Origin of the sequence: Nocardia panacis (genome assembly GCF_003598715.1) — a bacterium.
GTDB lineage: Bacteria > Actinomycetota > Actinomycetes > Mycobacteriales > Mycobacteriaceae > Nocardia > Nocardia panacis.
In genome coordinates this window covers 14,523-31,725 of record NZ_QZFU01000055.1, presented here as the reverse complement: position 1 = coordinate 31,725, position 17,203 = coordinate 14,523, and the positions used below count along the sequence as shown (strand labels likewise).

The window sequence follows — 17,203 nt, the reverse complement described above, 5'->3', positions numbered from 1 at the left end:
GTGTTTCAGGTGGTCAACGTTTCGAGGGATCGGGCAGTCCGGCGGCGATGGCGGCCATGGCCTCTTCGATCAGTGGCACGATCGGGCGGGGTGGGTCGGCGTGCAGGTATACGTACATCGCCGTCGAGTAGAGTCCGACCAGCGAACTGGTCAACAGTCTCGGATACAGGTCCGAATCCGGATCGGTCCCGGTGCGTCGCGCGAGGACCAGCAATAGTTCGTCGTGGATATCGCCGGACAGCACGGCGCGCAACTCGGGCAGGTTCGCCAGCTTGCGGATCTCGGCGAGCTGGCTGAGCGTAGGCGTCGGAAACGTGACCCCATTGAGTTTGTACGGTTCGGTGAAAGCGATGGTGAGCGCGGTCCACAGCGGTTCCGCGGCGGGTCGCTCCTTCAGCACCGCCACGGTCTGTTGCAGGCGCGAGAGCATCCGGTAGGCCAACGCCTCGTACTTGCCCGCGAAGTAGTTGTTGAAGGTGCGCACCGATACCCCGGCTCTGGCGGCGATATCTTCGCGCACAACGTTTTCCAGTCCGCGCTCGAACATCAGCTCCAGCGCGGCGTCGCTGAGCGCCCAGCGGGTGTCGCGCTTCTTGCGTTCCCGCAGACCGAGCTTCTCGTCCTCCGCCATACCTCGAGGATGACAGAAAATTGCCCACCAGGCAATATTTCCCGGTGGGCAAATTTATCTCGGGGAGGCCGCTACGCTGCGGCTATCCGCCCTGGGCGCCGGCGACCAGGGATTTGGCCACCCGGTCCAGGAAATCCGTGACCAGGGGGCGAGCGAGGGGCGTGTCCGGAAAGCGGGTCCGCAGCGCCAGACCGTCATCGGTGCGGGTGAACCACAACTGCACATCATCGAGCGGTCCGCCCCGGCTGAACTGCCCCGGACTGCGCGGCCGAACCCGGCCGGTATCGCAGCGCGAACCGCCGGGCAGATGGCGATAGTCGGTATAGGACACACTGAAAAGGTCACGGCGAGTGCGATTCAGCTCGGTCGCCGCGAGCACCCTGGTGGCGGGGACATGCGCCAACCGCTGCCCGTGCCGGATGGCCGCGTCCGCCGCCTCGACCGTCGCGGCGAAATCCCGTCCCGCGCCGATGCGGGCCGGACCGTTGGCGACCAACCAGCCGAAGGTGTTGTGGTGCCTCGGTTCTCGTCGGGTGTGCACCGGGAATACCAGATCCGTCGCGGGCGGCCCGCCCGCTTCGGCCGCCGCGAGCGCGACCGGCGCGAGCAGCGCCGCGAACAGCGAATGTCCCGCAGCCCGGCAGCGACGATGCAGCGACTCGGTGGCGGTCGGGCCGAGCAGCGGCCGCACCTCGCTGCCGAACGGTGCGAGCGCGCCCGGCGCGAGCCCCAATTCGACAGGGAAATGCGGGAGGTCGTAGTCGGCCTCGCTCAGGAACTCCTGCCACGCGCGCACCAGCGGACCGGTCGTCGCCGAGGGCACCGCCGCCTCCCTGGCCGAATAGGAAAGGAAGCTGCCCGGTTCCGGCAGCGCCGCCGCGACGCGGGCGGTATCGCCCTCGTCGCGGGCGGCCCGATACAGTTCGTCCAATTCGGCGATGGCGATGGTGATGGACCAGGCATCGCAGATGGCGTGATCGAAACCCACGACGACCGTGGAGGTTTCGCTGCGGCTGACCGCGCCGAGGAAATACGGCGGGAAGCCGAACGGATGGCAGGCCGCGTCGAGCCGCGCACCGAGCAGCGCACGCAACTCCGCGGTGGAATCCGCCGCGACCGGCTCGCGTCGCTCGAGTCGAATCTCGCTGTCCAGCACCAGATTCACCGCCACCGAACCATCCGGGGCGGTGGCGAAGCCACAGTGCAGCGCGTCGTGGCGCGGGATCCACGCCGCGAATGCCGCCGCCAGCGCCGCCTCGTCGATGGGACCGGATACCTCGAAATGCGCGGCGAGCCAGGTGGTTTGGCCACCCAAGGCGAGGTGTATGGACTGATTGGAAGTGGGGCGGGCCGGGGCGAAGGTGGGATCGACCTCGCCGATCGCGGTCCACTCCAACAGTGTCCCCGGCTCCGGATTCAGTTGATCGAGGAATCGCAGCCGCATCACGACCCCGGCACGGTCGACGCGGTGACGGTGTAGTCGCCCGTGGCCGCGATACCGCGCATCGTCTCGCGCAGCCGCTGCAGGTACCGGGCGGCCGACGCGTGCGCCGACTCGGTATCCGGGTAGGCCACCGTGACATGCAGCCGGTCCAGTTCGCGGTTGAACCACATGGGCGAGGTCTGCCCGATGCGGGCGCGCGAGCCCAGACCGTGGATCCCGCTCACGCCGGGCAGCGAATTCTCCAGCGCCGCACCGGATATCGAGCGCATATCCATATACGACACCCACGGCCAGTCGTGCGTGGTCGGCACCGGATGTCCGGTCAGTTCGGCGGCCCTGGCGAGCGCGGCGTGAATCGGCACGCTCGCAAGGGGTTTCACCCAGTCCAGCGCGAATCCGGCCCGGCCGATCAGCGCGGAGAACTGCTCGGTCCGGTCCAGTTCGAACAGGATCGGCATCAGGTTGATGAACCAACCCTGTGCCAGTTGATATTTCGGCTCGTTGCGGGTGCCGATCACATTCAGGCCCAGATAGTATTCGCGCCCGGTGAGCGCCAACTCGCTCAGCGCGACGGCGGCGAAGATACCGGCCGAGAACGACCCGCCCGCCTTCTTGCACGCGGCGGCGAACCGCTCGCACTCCTCGGCGTCGAGCAGATCGATCTTCGCCCCGCGACTGTCGGCCACCTCGCCCGCTTCGAGACCGAGATCCAGCGGCAGCGGGCGCACCCGCTCGGCATTGTCGGCGATCAGCGCTGCCATCCGATCCAACTCGGGTGCGCCCGCAGCGACCGAAGCCCGCTCGGCCCTGGCGAATTCGACATAGCTGCCCACCGGAGGCAGCGGCGGTTCGAGCCCGGCGGCGTAGGCGGTGTAGAGCCCGTGCAGCTCGAAGATGGCGGTGACCATCGAGACCCCGTCGCTGAACGCGTGATCATTGCTGTACAGCAGCGTGAATCCGTCGGGGCCGTGATCGATGGCCCCGCAGACGAAGGCGGGCCAGCGGGTGGGATCGGCGACGGCGCGGAACTTGGCCACCAAGACGTCGCGCAATTGCTCGCCCGAGGCGTAGCTGCCGCCGTAGCCGGTCGTGAGGTCCACGTCCTCGGCCGCGATGAGGTGGCGGGTCAGCGTGCGGCGACCGCCCGATTCGTCGAGATCGAAGCGGCTGCGCAGGGTTTCGTGCCTGCGCAGGAAGGTGACGAACGCCTTGCGCAGCGCCTCGGGATCGAGCGGGAACGCCACCGTGAAGCACAGCGACAACTCCGAGGGCAGCGGGTTGTCGGTGTGGCGGCGCTCGGCCCAGCGGCGGATATGCGATTCCTGCAGGAAGGTGGCGGGCGCCGAGGACGGCCCGGTCTCGGCGACCGCGGCCAGGGTGGCGGGGGTCGGCGTGAACTCCACCAGCGCACCGGGTTTCGGCAGCCAATCTTCGGTGAGGGTCATCTCCATGACAGCGGCGCTCCTTCGATCGGTCGGATGGTGGCGTCCCCGAAGCGGACGTAGTCGGCGAGCAGTTCGCGCATTCGCAGCACGTGCCGGTGGATATCGCGGGTGGCGCGGGCGGTGCCGGGATAGCGCATGTTCAGGGTCACGCCGGTGGGGGTGCGAATGAACCAGAAGTAGAACTCGTTGTCGGAGACATTGCGGCTGCGCAGCCACCTGGTATCCGAATCGACCCAGGTCCGCGCCAGCGGGATGGCGCGAACGTCCATGTAGGACACCATGAACGAGATGCGCGGGCGCACCTCGAGCAGTTCGCACACCCGGCCGAAGGGCACCGCGGCGGCGGCGCGGGTGCGCCGCAACTCCTGACCCGCGGGCGCGATGAGTTCGGCGACGCCGCGCGCGCCTGCGGTATCCAGGTGGAACGGGGTGAGTCCGACGAACCAGCCGACGGTCTCGGCCCAGCGCTCCTCGTAGCGGGTGTGCAGCGGCACCACGGTCCGGAAGTCGCGGCCCGCACCGTACTCCGTCGCGGTCGCGGCGAACGCGGCGAGCAGGACCGCGAACAGACCCTGCCGCTTTTCGCGGGCGGCCGCGCCCGCCAGATCCGCCGCATCGGCGTCGAGCACCTCGATGGCGAGAGTGCGCTGCGGCACCCGCGGCGCGGTATGGGTGCCCTCGCGCAGTGCGACCGGTCGCGCGGCGACCCGGCTGAACGGGGCGGTCGGCGCGAGCGGGCCGGTGGCCGGGGCGATCTCGGAGCCGTCGTCGGCCTCGTCGAAGAATTCGCGCCAGATCCGCACACCCGCCGTCTCGACGGTCGCCGCGTCGGCGAAGGCGCGCTCGCCATGGCAGTAGTCGAGGTAGCCGCCCGATTCCGACTGCGGGGCCAGGGTGTCCTCGCCCGTGACGGCCGCGGCGTACAGGCGCGGCAGCTCGCTGCCGATTATGCCGGTGCTGTATCCGTCGACCAGTGAGTGGTCCGCGGCGATGAGTACGGTGAAGCCGCCGCGATTCTCGATCGTCACGCAGACGTAGGCAGGCCAGCGGGTGGGCGTGGTGCCCTCGTCGAGCAGGCGCTCTACCAGCCGATAGGTGGCCATGGTCGACGCCGTGCTGCCCGCGTCGACCGGCCGCACCCGAATCTCGCCGGGAGGCTGGGTATAGCGTGCGGGCCGTCCGCCTTCGATGGTGACGTGGCTGCGCAGGCTCTCGTGCCGGTCGATCAGCGTGTCGAGGGCGTGCTGCCAGGCCGAGGTGTCGAGGGGGCCTTCGATCCGGAAGGCGTTGCCGAGCCAGTAGGCCCGGCGATCGCGGATGCGGCTGTGTTCCAGGGCGTCCCGCAGATGATGCTCGTGGTTGTAGGACACCGCTCTGGAGTCGCGCGGCCAGTCCGCCCAGTGCGTGCGGGCGGTGGGCTGCCATTCGACGACTCGGCCTGCCGACACCGGGTAGTCGGCCAGTTCAATGAATTCCATGACGCACCTTCAGCTGCCCAACGGTAATTTTTTTCGCGTCTAGCCCATTACCGATCCGAATAGTGACAGAACTTTTCACATCCGATGGACCGGGGCAAAGTCGGGATTGCCTCGGGACGTCGTCGTCGATCGGAATGGGGAAACCCTAAGATATTCCGAAGAGTTTTGTGACGGTGAGGTGGATCACCGGCATTCCCGCGGCAAATGCGGAAAACCGCATGGGTCGTCGTTCGGCGACTCCGACCGGGGCCGCTGCCTGCGGAAATGTGAAGTGTAGTCGCTTCAATTTGCTGGAAGTGTGCTGGAGATGACGTCATGCGGGCGTTTAAATTCATCCCAGGTATATCTATTCGTTACAGATCGGGGTCCGAAAAGTGAGGTGGCTCGCACCTCGAGGCGGCCATGTACGCGCTGGTGTCGGCCTCGTGCGGGCGGATCTGCGGCGCGCGGCGGAGTGAAAATTGTTGCCATGTCATGGGATGTGGCCGAGATAGAATTTCGGGTTCGCCGAGGCTCGCGCATGCGTGTCGATACGTACGGCGATCGGTTCGTCGGCCCGATTGTCTTCGGGCGAATTCGACGCGTCGGCTAATTTCGGATGGATGGATTCGAGCGCTATTGGCAACTCATCATTTCCGCTGTTTTGTGCAATTTGCTCACCGGATCGTCCCGGCGGTGTTCCGCCGCATTGCTTCCAGGAGATAGCTGGCGGGTATTGAACGATGTCGGGGCGGCTGCATTCGGATTGTTTCCATCTCGAAATACCGTGCGGTTCCTGTTGATTCGGGGTAGCACTAGCTGATCATGAACTGGCGCAGCAGGATTCGATCCGAAACGCTCTGTGCGGTTGCCTCCCGATTCGGGTCGCGAACCGACCCGATTCGGGTCGCGAACCGGTAGCGGCGACCCGGATCGCGGGGGAGTTCGGTCCGGGTCCGCGCGAGCGGGACCCGATCCGCGCCCCGGTGTGGACGCGTCGGTCAATACCGCTGGTACCGAGGAACATCCGTGCCATATGCCCGGTGCGCGGCACCTGTGCGATTTGTCGGTATTCCCACGGCGGGCGGCAATCCGGGTTGCCGTTCTTCCGGCGCGTCGCGCGGCCGCCTTCGCGGGACCGAACCCGGTTCGGAGAGCGGGTTTTCGGGGCTGTGCGCGGGTCGTGTTCCAACGGTTAACCATGTCTTAACCCGTTGGCGTCGTGATATCGCACTGAATGCCGCCACGGCCTGTATAGTCCCGGTCGGCGGGAGGACTCGCCCCAGTTACGGAGGGAGTCCGGGCAATGACCGCGTATCGAGCACGGTGGCTCGCGCAGGCGACGAAAACGCCTGCCGCGCCCACCCCGATATCCGGTCCATCGACTCTGAACCCCGCCACCCTTGGTAGACGCGCGATCCGGCGGCACACCCGCGCCGACCTGTTGCGTGCGTCGTATCCCGCTGTGTCCCAATCGGATCGGATCCTGGCGCTATCCGACGCCGGGCCGGGCCGCCGGATACGCCGGAGCAGTACCAGCGCGGCGGGCTGACACCCCGCCGCGACCCAGCACGACAATTCGGCCGCCGGTCATATCCGGTCGGACCGCCACGGTCCCGCATGACCCGTGCGGGATCACCGTCTTCAATTCTTCAGCTGACAAGGGGTTCGTGTGGAAGTCGATGAGCTGGTCGTGGTCGCCGATCACAGTTCGACCGAGGGCAGCAGGAACGTGCTTGCGGGAGCGGCCGCATCGCTTACCGGAAAGTCACCGCGGCTGATCGATGCGCGATATTTCATGCCCGGCGGCGGTGGTCGGGTGTACCAGGTCGACGGTGCGGCGCGGCTCGAGGTGCCCGCCGAGAATCTGGTCTGCGCACCGTCGGCCGTGGTGCTCTACGAGATCGCGCCCGAGATGCGGATCGGATTGGTGCCTTTCCAGGAGCAGTTGCGGCGTTTCGGGGTGCGCTCACTGGGTACCGATGCCCGGGCCTGGCATATCGCCACCGACAAGCACCTCACCGTGGAGCGTTTCGCCGCGGCGGGGATCGGACAGATGGAATCGGTCAGCTCGCGCGATGTGGGCGCCGACGGGATGGACGCCGCCTTCGAGCGCCTCGGCGGCGATGTTTGGGCGCGCCCGACCACGGGCACCTGCGGGGACGACGTCTTCCACGTCACCTCCCGCAGGCAGTTCAAGAAGGTGGCCAAGTACTACTCCGGCTGCGCGCAGGACTGGCTGATCTCCAGGGACGCGCGCAATTTCGACGCCGAGGGTCGTCGCCACCAGTATCGGGTCGTCGTGCTGCACGGTCGGGTGCTGCGGGTCAACGAGCATGTGCAGGACAATCCGGATCTGCCGTGCAATGTGGCGCGGGGCGCGGTCTCCACGCCCATCCCGTTGGAGGAGGTCGATTCGGCGGTGACGGAGCTGGCGGTGCGGGCCACCGAGGCGCTGGGCCTGCCCTTCGCCGGGGTGGATCTGGCTCCGGAGAGCGGCGGGGTGGTCTTCGAGGTCAATGTGCATCCGAGGATCAGCCCGAAGGCGACCATGGATGTGGCCATTCCGTACCTGGCGGCCCACCTGGCCCGTCCCGGCGCGCCCGCCGAGCTGGCCCCCGAATTCGTCTGCTAGGCGGCGGTATTCAGCGACGTCCGCCGGCGAGACCCGCAGGCGGACGGTGCCTTGTCTGTCCGATTCAGCGTTCGCGCGTCAGTGCCCGGTAACTCAGATTCCACATCCACTCCACCGGGCCGCGCTCGAAGCGGCGCAGCCACAGGTGCGCGGCGGCGCCGATGATCGCGGCCGTGACGAGGTAGATGCCGACGGTGAAAGGCACTCGGGCATCGGGGGATACGCGGGCGGCCAGACCGAATCCCCAGCCGTAGCACAGGATCGACGCCACCAGGTTCTGCAGAATGTAGCAGCTGAGCGCGGTGCGGCCGACCTCGGTGAGTCTGCGGCCGACGAATCCGACCGAGGGGCGATGCAGGTAGAACTGGGCCACCAGCGACAACAAGCCCAGTGAAACCAGCGGCGCGGTGCCGTACCGGGTGAACACCATCGCGTCCCCGCCTCCGAGCACCCCGACCAGCAGATCCAGCGGTGCGGCGATACCGAAGCCGATGACCATGAGCCGCTTGCGGATTCGCGCGCCTTCGGGCCGGAACACCCCGGCCCGATACAAACGCGCGCCCGTCAGGAACAGCGCCACCGACATGGCGGCGATGAAGATCGGCTCGAACCGGAAGGTGCCCAAATTCTGGACCCGGAATACGACCAGATCCCAAAATGATCCGTCCGCATACGGATTCGGATCCGGCGCCCCGGCGGATCCGCCTGCCCTCGGCGCGAAGATCATGCCGAGCGCGATCACCGTCAGCACCGTCAGATGCGCGGCGGCGGTGCCGATCAGCCAGCGCCACTGTGCTCGATCGCTGCGCGCCAGTATGCAGGCCACGACCAATCCGGTTACCGCGTAGCCCATCAGCACATCGAATTCGGCGATGAACAGAAAGTTCAGCAAACCGTCGAGGAACAGCAACCCGGCCCGCCACGGATAGCCGCCGGGCCAGGCCCGCCCCGCCCGCAGCGCGGAGCCTTGCTGAATGGCCAGACCGATGCCGAACATCACCGTCAGCAAGCCGAGGAATTTGCCCTGCGTCACCTGCTCGAGCACGCGCTCGACCCACATCCAGCCCGCGGCGGGGGCGGCGTTGACCTCGTGCAGGTAGCCGATCATCCCCCCGAGATCGGTGATGATCCAGATATTGGTCCCCAGTGTGCCGAGGATGGCGATCCCCCGCAGCACGTCCAGCGCGACCAGGCGCGGCGACGCGACGCGCGGTTCGGCGGCCGTGATCGATTCGGTCATGCCTCGAACTATCCGATGGGGCGCCGGGCCGAAGTATCCTCCGGAAGTAGTACCCGGCGGGTGATCTCGGGACGACTTCCGTCGACGGTGCGGGCGACTTTCTTCGACGGTGCGGGCGACATTGCGGAATCGCGGCCCTCCCAGTGGGATCCGTCGGGCGGGTGCGCCCTGTTCGCGCGGGTGCGTCGCTTACGCTCGATGGTATGCAGCGCATCATCGGTATCGAGGTCGAATACGGCATCTCCACCCCGGCCGAGCCGTCGGCCAATCCGATCCTCACCTCGACGCAGGCGGTGCTCGCCTACGCCGCCGCCGAGGGCGTGCCGCGCGCCAAGCGCACCCGCTGGGATTACGAGGTGGAATCGCCGCTGCGCGACGCCCGAGGCTTCGACCTGAGCCGGATGAACGGCCCGGCCCCGGTGATCGACGCCGACGAGGTCGGCGCGGCCAATATGATCCTCACCAATGGTGCGCGCCTGTATGTGGACCACGCGCATCCGGAGTACTCCGCCCCCGAGGTCACCGACCCGCTGGACGCGGTCATCTGGGACAAAGCGGGCGAGCGGGTGATGGAGGCCGCGGCGCGGCACGCCTCCAGTGTGCCCGGTGCGCCCCGGTTGCAGCTGTACAAGAACAATGTCGACGGCAAGGGCGCCTCCTACGGCACCCACGAGAACTATCTGATGAACCGCGACACCCCCTTCAATCAGATCATCCTGGGTCTGACGCCGTTCTTCGTCTCGCGGCAGGTGGTGTGCGGGTCGGGTCGGGTCGGGATCGGCCAGTCCGGTGATCACGCCGGATTCCAGTTGTCCCAGCGTGCCGACTACATCGAGGTCGAGGTCGGCCTGGAGACCACCCTCAAGCGCGGCATCATCAACACCCGCGACGAACCGCACGCCGATGCCGATAAATATCGCCGCCTGCACGTCATCATCGGCGACGCCAACCTGGCCGAGATGTCGACCTACCTGAAGGTCGGCACGACCGCACTCGTGCTGGACCTGATCGAGGCTGGGGAGGATCTGTCGGAGTTCCAGTTGGCCCGCCCGGTCACGGCCGTGCACACCATCAGCCACGATCCGACGCTGCGCGCCACCGTCGCGCTCAGCGACGGTCGCGAACTGACCGGCCTTGCGCTGCAACGGCTTTACCACGAGCGGGTGGCGAAGTTCATGGATCGCGAGGGCAATGACGATCCGCGCGTCACCGATATCCTCGACAACTGGGCGATGGTGCTCGACCTGCTCGAGCGCGACCCGATGGAATGCGCCGACCTGCTCGACTGGCCCGCCAAGCTGCGCCTGCTGGAGGCGATGCGTCAGCGCGAGGGTCTGAGCTGGGCCGCGCCCAAACTACACATGCTCGACCTGCAGTATTCCGATGTGCGCCTGGACAAGGGCATCTACAACCGGTTGGTGGCCAGGGGCTCGATGAAGCGGCTGGTCAGCGAGCAGCAGGTGCTCGACGCCATGACCAAGCCGCCCACCGACACCCGCGCCTACTTCCGGGGCGAGTGCCTGCGCCGCTTCGGCGCGGATATCGCCGCTGCGAGTTGGGATTCGGTGATCTTCGACCTGGGTGGCGATTCGCTGGTGCGCATTCCCACCCTGGAACCCCGCAGGGGCACCAAATCCCATGTGGGCAAGCTGCTCGACGGTGTGGACACCGCGGCCCAGTTGGTGGAACAACTGACCACATAGGCACGTTCACGCGACAATTCCCGCCCGGATCCGACTAGCTGTCATGGTCGCTGGGTAGTGTTGTGATACGAGCACGGACATTGTTCATGATCGGGGCCGTGCTCGGGTTCGGGCTCCGATCATGATGAGGACTACAGGGAGGTCGGCTGCCATGGCACAAGAGCAGACCAAGCGCGCCGGGGGCGGCGACGAGGACGAAGGCCCCGACGGCGTCGATGCCGCAGGCCAGGAACGCCGGGAGAAGCTGGCGGAGGACACCGACGACCTGCTTGACGAGATCGACGATGTGCTCGAGGAGAACGCCGAGGACTTCGTGCGGGCTTATGTGCAGAAGGGCGGCCAGTGACCTCGGGTGATCCCCTGCGGCCCCACCTCGGGCACGCACTGTCCTCGTTTACCGAGCATCTGCGCATGCACGCACCGGAGCTCTTGCCCGCCAACAGGATTGCCGCGATCGACGGTGCCACCGGAATCTCCGGTGGCACCGCCGTGCGGGATATCGCTCCGCACGGCACCACCATTGTCGCGGTGAGTTTCCGCGGCGGGGTGCTGCTCGCGGGCGACCGGCGCGCCACCCAGGGAAATCTGTTGGCGCAGCGCGATATGGAGAAGGTCTACATCACCGATACCTACTCCGCCGCCGGGATCGCGGGCACCGCGGGGATGGCGGTGGAGATGGTGCGCATCTTCGCCGTCGAGCTCGAGCACTACGAAAAGATCGAGGGTGTCCCGCTCACCTTCGACGGCAAGGCCAACAAGCTGTCGAAGATGGTGCGCGACAATCTGCCCATCGCCATGCAGGGTCTCGCGGTGGTGCCGATGCTGGTCGGCTACGACCTCGAGGCAACGGATCCCGGTCGGGCGGGGCGCATCATCTCCTTCGACGTGGTGGGCGGTCGCAGCGAGGAGCGCTTCGGCTACGCGGCCGTCGGCTCCGGTTCGACCTTCGCGAAATCCGCGCTGAAGAAGCTGTATTCGCGCGATCTCGATGCCGAGCGCGCCTTGCGCATCGCGGTCGAGGCGCTGTTCGACGCCGCCGACGACGATACCGCCACCGGTGGTCCGGATCTGCTGCGCGGCATCTTCCCCACCGCGATCCTCATCGATGTCGAGGGTGCGGCGGAGGTGTCCGACGAGCGGCTGGCCGAGATCACCCGCGCCATCGTCGCCGACCGCGAGGCGGCCGAACAGGGAGGTGCCCCGGCATGACATTGCCGTACTACGCGTCGGCCGAACAGATCATGCGCGATAAGACCGAGCTGGCGCGCAAGGGCATCGCCCGCGGGCGCAGCGTCGTCGTGCTGGTCTACGACAAGGGTGTGCTGTTCGTGGCCGAGAATCCCTCGGCCACCCTGCACAAGGTGAGCGAACTGTACGACCGGGTCGGATTCGCCGCGGTCGGCAAGTACAACGAGTTCGAGAATCTGCGCCGGGACGGCATCCTGCGCGCCGACCTGCGCGGCTACGCCTACGACCGGCGCGATGTCACCGGTCGGGCCCTGGCCAATGGGTACGCCCAGTTGCTGGGCACCATCTTCACCGATCAGCTCAAACCCTACGAGGTGGAGATCTGCGTCGCCGAGGTGGGCTATCCCGAGCAGGGCAGCAATTCGGTGCTGTACCGGATCACCTTCGACGGATCCATCGTGGATGAGCGCGAATATGTGGTCATGGGTGGCACTACCGATCCGATCCTCACGGCCTTGAAGGCCTCCTATAAGCCCGGCCTGGATCTGGCCGCCGCCGTCGGCGTCGCGGTGAAGGCCCTACAGGCCGGTATTCCGGAGGGTTCCGACAAGGACAAGCGCGGTCTCGGTGTGAGCTCGCTCGAGGTGGCCACGCTGGATCAGGCCCGGCCGCGTCGCGCCTTCCGCCGGATCACCAATGCCCAGCTCGAGCAGTTGCTCGCCCCGGCGAAGGGCAAGGCCAAGAGCAAGGCCGAGCCGGAATCGAAGGGCGAGGCCAAGGAGAAGCCGGCCGAGTAGTTTCCCCGCAGGGGTCCGCGAAACACGGGTGTCGCGGACCCCTGTCGGGCGTCTGGGCGGCCGGTGGAAATCCGCACATCCCGCCCAAATCGTTGTGAAGACGTATGCATCCCGGTTCTCCGCAGCCCCACGAAACCGCATGACATGGCTGTAATGTCGAAAGGGTGCAGCGACGAATCATGGGGATCGAGACCGAATTCGGTGTTACGTGCACCTTCCACGGTCACCGTCGGCTGTCCCCCGACGAGGTGGCCCGGTACCTTTTCCGGCGGGTGGTGTCCTGGGGCCGTAGCTCGAACGTATTCCTCCGCAACGGTGCTCGACTCTACCTGGATGTCGGGTCGCATCCGGAGTACGCCACGGCCGAGTGCGACAGTTTGCACCAATTGGTCACCCACGATCGCGCGGGTGAGCGGGTGCTGGAGGAATTGCTGATCGATGCCGAGCAGCGGTTGGCGGAGGAGGGTATCGGTGGCGATATCTACCTGTTCAAGAACAACACCGATTCCGCGGGCAACTCCTACGGCTGCCACGAGAATTTCCTCGTGGTGCGGGCTGGGGAGTTCTCCAGGATCTCCGATGTGCTGCTGCCGTTCCTGGTTACCCGCCAGTTGATCTGCGGCGCGGGCAAGGTGCTCCAGACGCCCAAGGCGGCCACCTTCTGTCTGTCCCAGCGCGCCGAGCACATCTGGGAGGGCGTGTCCTCGGCCACCACCCGGTCGCGTCCGATCATCAATACCCGTGACGAGCCGCACGCCGACGCCGAGAAGTACCGTCGCCTGCATGTGATCGTCGGCGATTCGAACATGTCCGAGACCACCACCATGCTCAAGGTCGGCACCGCAGGCCTGGTGCTGGAGATGATCGAGGCGGGCGTCTCGTTCCGAGATTTTGCCCTGGACAATCCGATTCGCGCGATCCGCGAGGTGTCGCACGATCTGACCGGTCGCCGCCCGGTGCGGTTGGCGGGCGGTCGGCAGGCCAGTGCGCTCGAGATCCAGCGCGAGTACTACACCCGCGCGGTCGAACATCTGCGCAACCGCGACCGCGACCCCCAGATCGACCAGGTGGTGGACCTGTGGGGCCGCACCCTCGACGCGGTGGAGGCCCAGGATTTCGCCAAGGTCGACACCGAGATCGACTGGGTGATCAAGCGCAAGCTGTTCCAGCGCTACCAGGACCGCTACAACATGGATCTGTCCGATCCGAAGATCGCCCAGTTGGATCTGGCCTACCACGACATCAAGCGCGGCCGCGGCGTGTTCGACCTGCTGCAGCGCAAGGGTCTGGCCAAGCGGATCACCGAGGACGAGGCGGTCGACGCCGCCGTCGATACCCCGCCGCAGACCACCAGGGCCAAGCTGCGCGGTGATTTCATCACCGCCGCGCAGGAGGCGGGCCGCGATTTCACCGTCGACTGGGTGCACCTGAAGCTCAACGATCAGGCCCAGCGCACGGTGCTGTGCAAGGACCCGTTCCGCTCGGTGGACGAGCGGGTCGATCGGCTCATCGCCTCCATGTGAGCTACCCCCGGTCGGGTGATTCGCGCGCCGCCGCGCACCGGCCGGGGCACGCGGATTACCCTCTATCGGGTGGCGATAACCAAGGTCGAGCGTTTGATGAATCTGGTCATCGCGCTGCTGTCGACCCGGCAGTTTCTGACCGCCGAGCGGATCAGGGAATCCGTCGCGGGCTATGAGGACTCGGTCAGCGACGAGGCGTTCAGCCGAATGTTCGAGCGGGACAAGAATGAACTGCGCGATCTGGGCATTCCGCTGGAAATGGGTCCGGTGAGCCGGTATTCGACGGCGGAGGGGTACCGGATCAACCGGGATGCCTACGAACTTCCCGAGATCGATCTGAACAGCGCGGAGGCGGCGGCGGTCGCGGTGGCGGTGCAGATGTGGGAGTCGCCGGAGTTGGCGGCGGCCGCGGAGGGTGCGCTGCTCAAGCTGCGGGCCGCCGGGATCCACGTGGAGACCGATGCCGCGGTGGCCTCGGTGCCCGCGGTCCCGGCTCGCACCCGAGGGTCGGAGCCGGTGCTCGGCAAATTGCTGGCGGCCATCGACGCCGGGCAGGCGGTGCGCTTCGAGCATCGTGGCGCGATCAACGCCCCGTATCTGATGCGCGATGTGGAGCCGTGGGGTGTGGTCACCCATCACGGGCGCTGGTATCTGGTGGGGCACGATCGGCAGCGCGACGCGGTGCGCACCTTCCGGCTGTCCCGGATCGGCGAGGACATCACCGCCTACGGCCCGGTGAATACCGTGCACAAGCCGGAGGGTGTGGATCTGCGCGCGATCGTGGCCAGGGTGACGGGTTCGGCGCCGGTCACCGGTTCGGCCACGGTGTGGGTGGCCGAGCGGCGTGGGCGCGAGTTGCGTCGGGCAGGCACGGTGGTGGCCGAACGCGCCATCGGCGGGCGCTCCGGTGCGGTGCTGGAACTACCGGTGCGTTCGCACGATTGGGTGGCCCGGTTGATCACCGGTCTGGGGCCGGACGCGGTGGTGCTCGAACCGGCGGCGTTGCGCGCCGATGTCATCGCCAGGCTGCGCTCGGTGTTCGACCATACGGAGGTCTCGGCATGAGCGCGAATTCCCGGCTGTCCGTGCGGCTTTCGCGGCTGCTGAATATGATCCCGTACTTCATCGCCAATCCGGGTATCGGTGCGGCCGAGGCCGCCGAGGATCTGGGTGTCAGCACCAAGCAGTTGATGAGCGATCTCAATCAACTGTGGATGTGCGGGTTGCCGGGGTACGGTCCGGGCGACCTGATCGACCTGTCGTTCTCCGAGGAGAGTATCGAGGTCACCTTCTCCGCCGGGATCGACCGCCCGCTGCGGCTGACCTCCACCGAGGCGACGGCGCTGCTGGTGGCGTTGCGCTCGATCGTGGGTATGCCCGGCATGGTGGATCCGACGGCCGCGTACGCGGCGATCGCCAAGATCGAGGCGGCCATCGTCGGCGAATCGACGGTGGCCATTGTCGATAGCGCGCCCGTGGAAGCTCCCGCGGTGACAACCGTGCGCGCCGCGGTCTCGCGCCATCGCGCGCTGCGGCTGGTGTACTACTCGGCCAGCCGCGACCTGGTCACCGAGCGGGTGGTGGACCCGATCCGAATCGTGCTGGTGGACAACAACAGTTACCTGCAGGCTTGGTGCCGGGAGGCCGAGGGCGTGCGACTTTTCCGCTTCGATCGCATCGAGGCGGCCACCGAACTGGCCGAACCCGCCCGCCCGCCCGATCACGCCGCCGAGGATGCCACCGCACTGGACCTGTTCCAGGACGATCCGGCGGTTCCTTTGGCGCGCTTGCGGATTCAGGCCGACTATGGCTGGGTGCTCGATCAGTACCCGATGAACAAGGTCGCCGTGCTCCCCGGCGGCGATATCGAGGCGACCATGCGCTTCGCCACGCTGGATTGGATGGCGCGGCTGCTGCTCGGCTTCGGATCCGGTGTCGAGGTGCTCGGCCCGCCGGAATTGGTGGCGGCGGTGCGGGAGCGGTCGCAGGCGGCGCTGGCCGCCTACGAGGCGGCCGGGCTGAACGGGGTCGACCAGGCGTGACCGGACGGGTGGTGGTGCTCGGCGCGGGCAGCGTCGGGGTGTTCGTGGGTGGCAAGTTGGCGGCGTCGGGGGCGGAGGTCACCTTTGTCGGGCGGCCTCGGATGCTGGGGGAGATCGTCGAGTCCGGGCTGCGGCTCACCGATCTCGACGGTGGTGCGGTGCCGGTGTCCGGCGGGCAGTTCCGGGTGGCGACGGAGCCACCGGCGATCGGCGCGCGGGATCTGGTGCTGGTCACGGTGAAGTCGGCGGATACCGCGTCGGCCGTGCGCACGCTGATCGGCCGGATCGAACCCGGCGCGGTGGTGCTGAGCCTGCAGAACGGGATCGGCAACGACGCGGTGATCCGGGAGATCCTGCCCGCCTGCGCGGTGCTCGCCGGCATGGTGATGTTCAATGTGGTGCGTCAGGGTCCCGGTCTGTTCCATCGCGGCACCGGCGGTGGGCTCGCGGTGCGGGCCGATCCCGGCCTCGACCCCTTTCTCCCGCTGTTCGATGCCGCCGGACTCGGTCCGCGCCCGCACCGCGATCTGCTTCCCGTGCAGTGGGCCAAACTCCTGCTCAACTTGAACAATCCGATCAACGCCCTGTCCGGTGTGCCGCTGCGCTCCGAACTCGCCGATCGCGACTACCGCCGCTGCCTGTCATTGACCCAGCTCGAGGCGTTGGCGGCGATGCGGAGGGCGCGGATTCGGCCCGCCAGGCTCACCCCGCTCCCGCCGGCGGTGTTCGCGCGGCTGCTCACCGTGCCGGACGCGGTGTTCGGCCGGGTGGCCGGGCAGGTGCTCGCGATCGATCCGCAGGCCCGTTCGTCGATGGCCGACGATCTGGCGCTGGGGCGGCGCACCGAGATCTCCTGGCTCTGCGGCGAGATCGTGGGTCTCGGCGCGATGGTCGACCTGCCGACCCCGGTCAATGCGCGGCTCATCGAACTGGTGGTGGCCGCCGAACAGGGCGACCCGCGCCGCTGGAGCGGACCCGACCTGCTCGGGCAACTGCGCGATGCCGAGAACAGGGGCCGGAATTGAACACCTGGCAAACATCTGCGCATCGGCGGCGAATCCGCGCCGGCGGGGGAGTTCACGCATGTCGCGGTCCGGT

At 67.3% G+C, this 17,203-nt stretch carries 14 protein-coding genes; 9 read left to right on the top strand and 5 right to left on the bottom strand.

The features are described from left to right. Positions 1–13: 13 nt before the first annotated feature. The 4 genes from D5S18_RS32555 to D5S18_RS32540 all read right to left on the bottom strand — a co-directional run bounded on the left by D5S18_RS32555 (position 14) and on the right by D5S18_RS32540 (position 4,998). Positions 14–631 (bottom strand): TetR/AcrR family transcriptional regulator, encoded by a 618-nt coding sequence (locus tag D5S18_RS32555; protein ID WP_120044983.1) that lies wholly within the window; start codon positions 629–631, stop codon positions 14–16. Positions 632–713: 82 nt separating this feature from the next. After that, positions 714–2,075 carry a condensation domain-containing protein gene (locus D5S18_RS32550; protein WP_120044982.1) on the bottom strand — a complete coding sequence of 454 codons (1,362 nt, stop codon included), beginning with the start codon at positions 2,073–2,075 and terminating at the stop codon, positions 714–716. Beyond that, a complete protein-coding gene (locus tag D5S18_RS32545) occupies positions 2,075–3,526 on the bottom strand; it encodes a condensation domain-containing protein (RefSeq protein WP_120044981.1) in 1,452 nt (483 codons plus the stop codon). The genes D5S18_RS32550 and D5S18_RS32545 overlap by 1 nt, the downstream gene beginning before the upstream one ends. After that, entirely contained in the window at positions 3,517–4,998 is a 1,482-nt protein-coding gene (locus D5S18_RS32540; protein ID WP_120044980.1) for a condensation domain-containing protein, read from the bottom strand. The genes D5S18_RS32545 and D5S18_RS32540 overlap by 10 nt, the downstream gene beginning before the upstream one ends. A 1,651-nt stretch (positions 4,999–6,649) precedes the next feature. Between D5S18_RS32540 and D5S18_RS32535 the strand changes: the two genes are divergently transcribed. Further along, positions 6,650–7,612, top strand: a complete 963-nt coding sequence (locus D5S18_RS32535; RefSeq protein ID WP_120044979.1) for an ATP-grasp domain-containing protein — start codon at positions 6,650–6,652, stop codon at positions 7,610–7,612. Between the two features lie 64 nt (positions 7,613–7,676). Here the strand turns inward: D5S18_RS32535 and D5S18_RS32530 are convergent, their stop codons facing one another. Continuing rightward, positions 7,677–8,840: a DUF418 domain-containing protein gene (locus tag D5S18_RS32530; RefSeq protein WP_439651209.1), complete on the bottom strand. Its 1,164-nt coding sequence runs from the start codon at positions 8,838–8,840 to the stop codon at positions 7,677–7,679. 215 nt (positions 8,841–9,055) lie between these two features. Here D5S18_RS32530 and dop point away from each other — a divergent pair, with 215 nt between their 5' ends. From dop to D5S18_RS32490, 8 genes are all read left to right on the top strand, one after another. Beyond that, complete coding sequence (dop, locus tag D5S18_RS32525; RefSeq protein WP_120044977.1) at positions 9,056–10,555, top strand: depupylase/deamidase Dop; 1,500 nt, start codon at positions 9,056–9,058, stop codon at positions 10,553–10,555. A gap of 151 nt (positions 10,556–10,706) precedes the next feature. After that, positions 10,707–10,901 carry a ubiquitin-like protein Pup gene (locus tag D5S18_RS32520; protein ID WP_040790983.1) on the top strand — a complete coding sequence of 65 codons (195 nt, stop codon included), beginning with the start codon at positions 10,707–10,709 and terminating at the stop codon, positions 10,899–10,901. A gap of 65 nt (positions 10,902–10,966) precedes the next feature. Further along, the gene (gene prcB / locus D5S18_RS32515; protein ID WP_120045245.1) at positions 10,967–11,764 is read left to right on the top strand and encodes a proteasome subunit beta; all 798 of its coding nucleotides are present in this window, start codon (positions 10,967–10,969) and stop codon (positions 11,762–11,764) included. Continuing rightward, complete coding sequence (gene prcA, locus D5S18_RS32510; RefSeq protein WP_120044976.1) at positions 11,761–12,540, top strand: proteasome subunit alpha; 780 nt, start codon at positions 11,761–11,763, stop codon at positions 12,538–12,540. Before prcB ends, prcA begins: the two co-directional genes overlap by 4 nt. A gap of 164 nt (positions 12,541–12,704) precedes the next feature. Next, entirely contained in the window at positions 12,705–14,063 is a 1,359-nt protein-coding gene (gene pafA / locus D5S18_RS32505) for a Pup--protein ligase (protein WP_203237025.1), read from the top strand. Between the two features lie 69 nt (positions 14,064–14,132). Continuing rightward, on the top strand, positions 14,133–15,128 hold the full coding sequence (locus tag D5S18_RS32500) for a helix-turn-helix transcriptional regulator (protein WP_203237024.1): 996 nt from the start codon (positions 14,133–14,135) through the stop codon (positions 15,126–15,128). Then, entirely contained in the window at positions 15,125–16,105 is a 981-nt protein-coding gene (locus tag D5S18_RS32495; RefSeq protein ID WP_120044974.1) for a helix-turn-helix transcriptional regulator, read from the top strand. Before D5S18_RS32500 ends, D5S18_RS32495 begins: the two co-directional genes overlap by 4 nt. Then, positions 16,102–17,130: a 2-dehydropantoate 2-reductase gene (locus D5S18_RS32490; protein WP_120044973.1), complete on the top strand. Its 1,029-nt coding sequence runs from the start codon at positions 16,102–16,104 to the stop codon at positions 17,128–17,130. Before D5S18_RS32495 ends, D5S18_RS32490 begins: the two co-directional genes overlap by 4 nt. The last annotated feature ends 73 nt before the right edge of the window (positions 17,131–17,203 follow it).

Bases quoted from the DNA above. Each gene is read 5' to 3' on its own strand.
- D5S18_RS32550 (WP_120044982.1), bottom strand. From the start codon at position 2,075: ATGCGGCTGCGATTCCTCGATCAACTGAATCCGGAGCCGGGGACACTG.
- D5S18_RS32495 (WP_120044974.1), top strand. From the start codon at position 15,125: ATGAGCGCGAATTCCCGGCTGTCCGTGCGGCTTTCGCGGCTGCTGAAT.
- prcB (WP_120045245.1), top strand. From the start codon at position 10,967: ATGCACGCACCGGAGCTCTTGCCCGCCAACAGGATTGCCGCGATCGAC.
- dop (WP_120044977.1), top strand. From the start codon at position 9,056: ATGCAGCGCATCATCGGTATCGAGGTCGAATACGGCATCTCCACCCCG.
- prcA (WP_120044976.1), top strand. From the start codon at position 11,761: ATGACATTGCCGTACTACGCGTCGGCCGAACAGATCATGCGCGATAAG.
- D5S18_RS32540 (WP_120044980.1), bottom strand. From the start codon at position 4,998: ATGGAATTCATTGAACTGGCCGACTACCCGGTGTCGGCAGGCCGAGTC.
- D5S18_RS32555 (WP_120044983.1), bottom strand. From the start codon at position 631: ATGGCGGAGGACGAGAAGCTCGGTCTGCGGGAACGCAAGAAGCGCGAC.
- D5S18_RS32520 (WP_040790983.1), top strand. From the start codon at position 10,707: ATGGCACAAGAGCAGACCAAGCGCGCCGGGGGCGGCGACGAGGACGAA.
- D5S18_RS32545 (WP_120044981.1), bottom strand. From the start codon at position 3,526: ATGGAGATGACCCTCACCGAAGATTGGCTGCCGAAACCCGGTGCGCTG.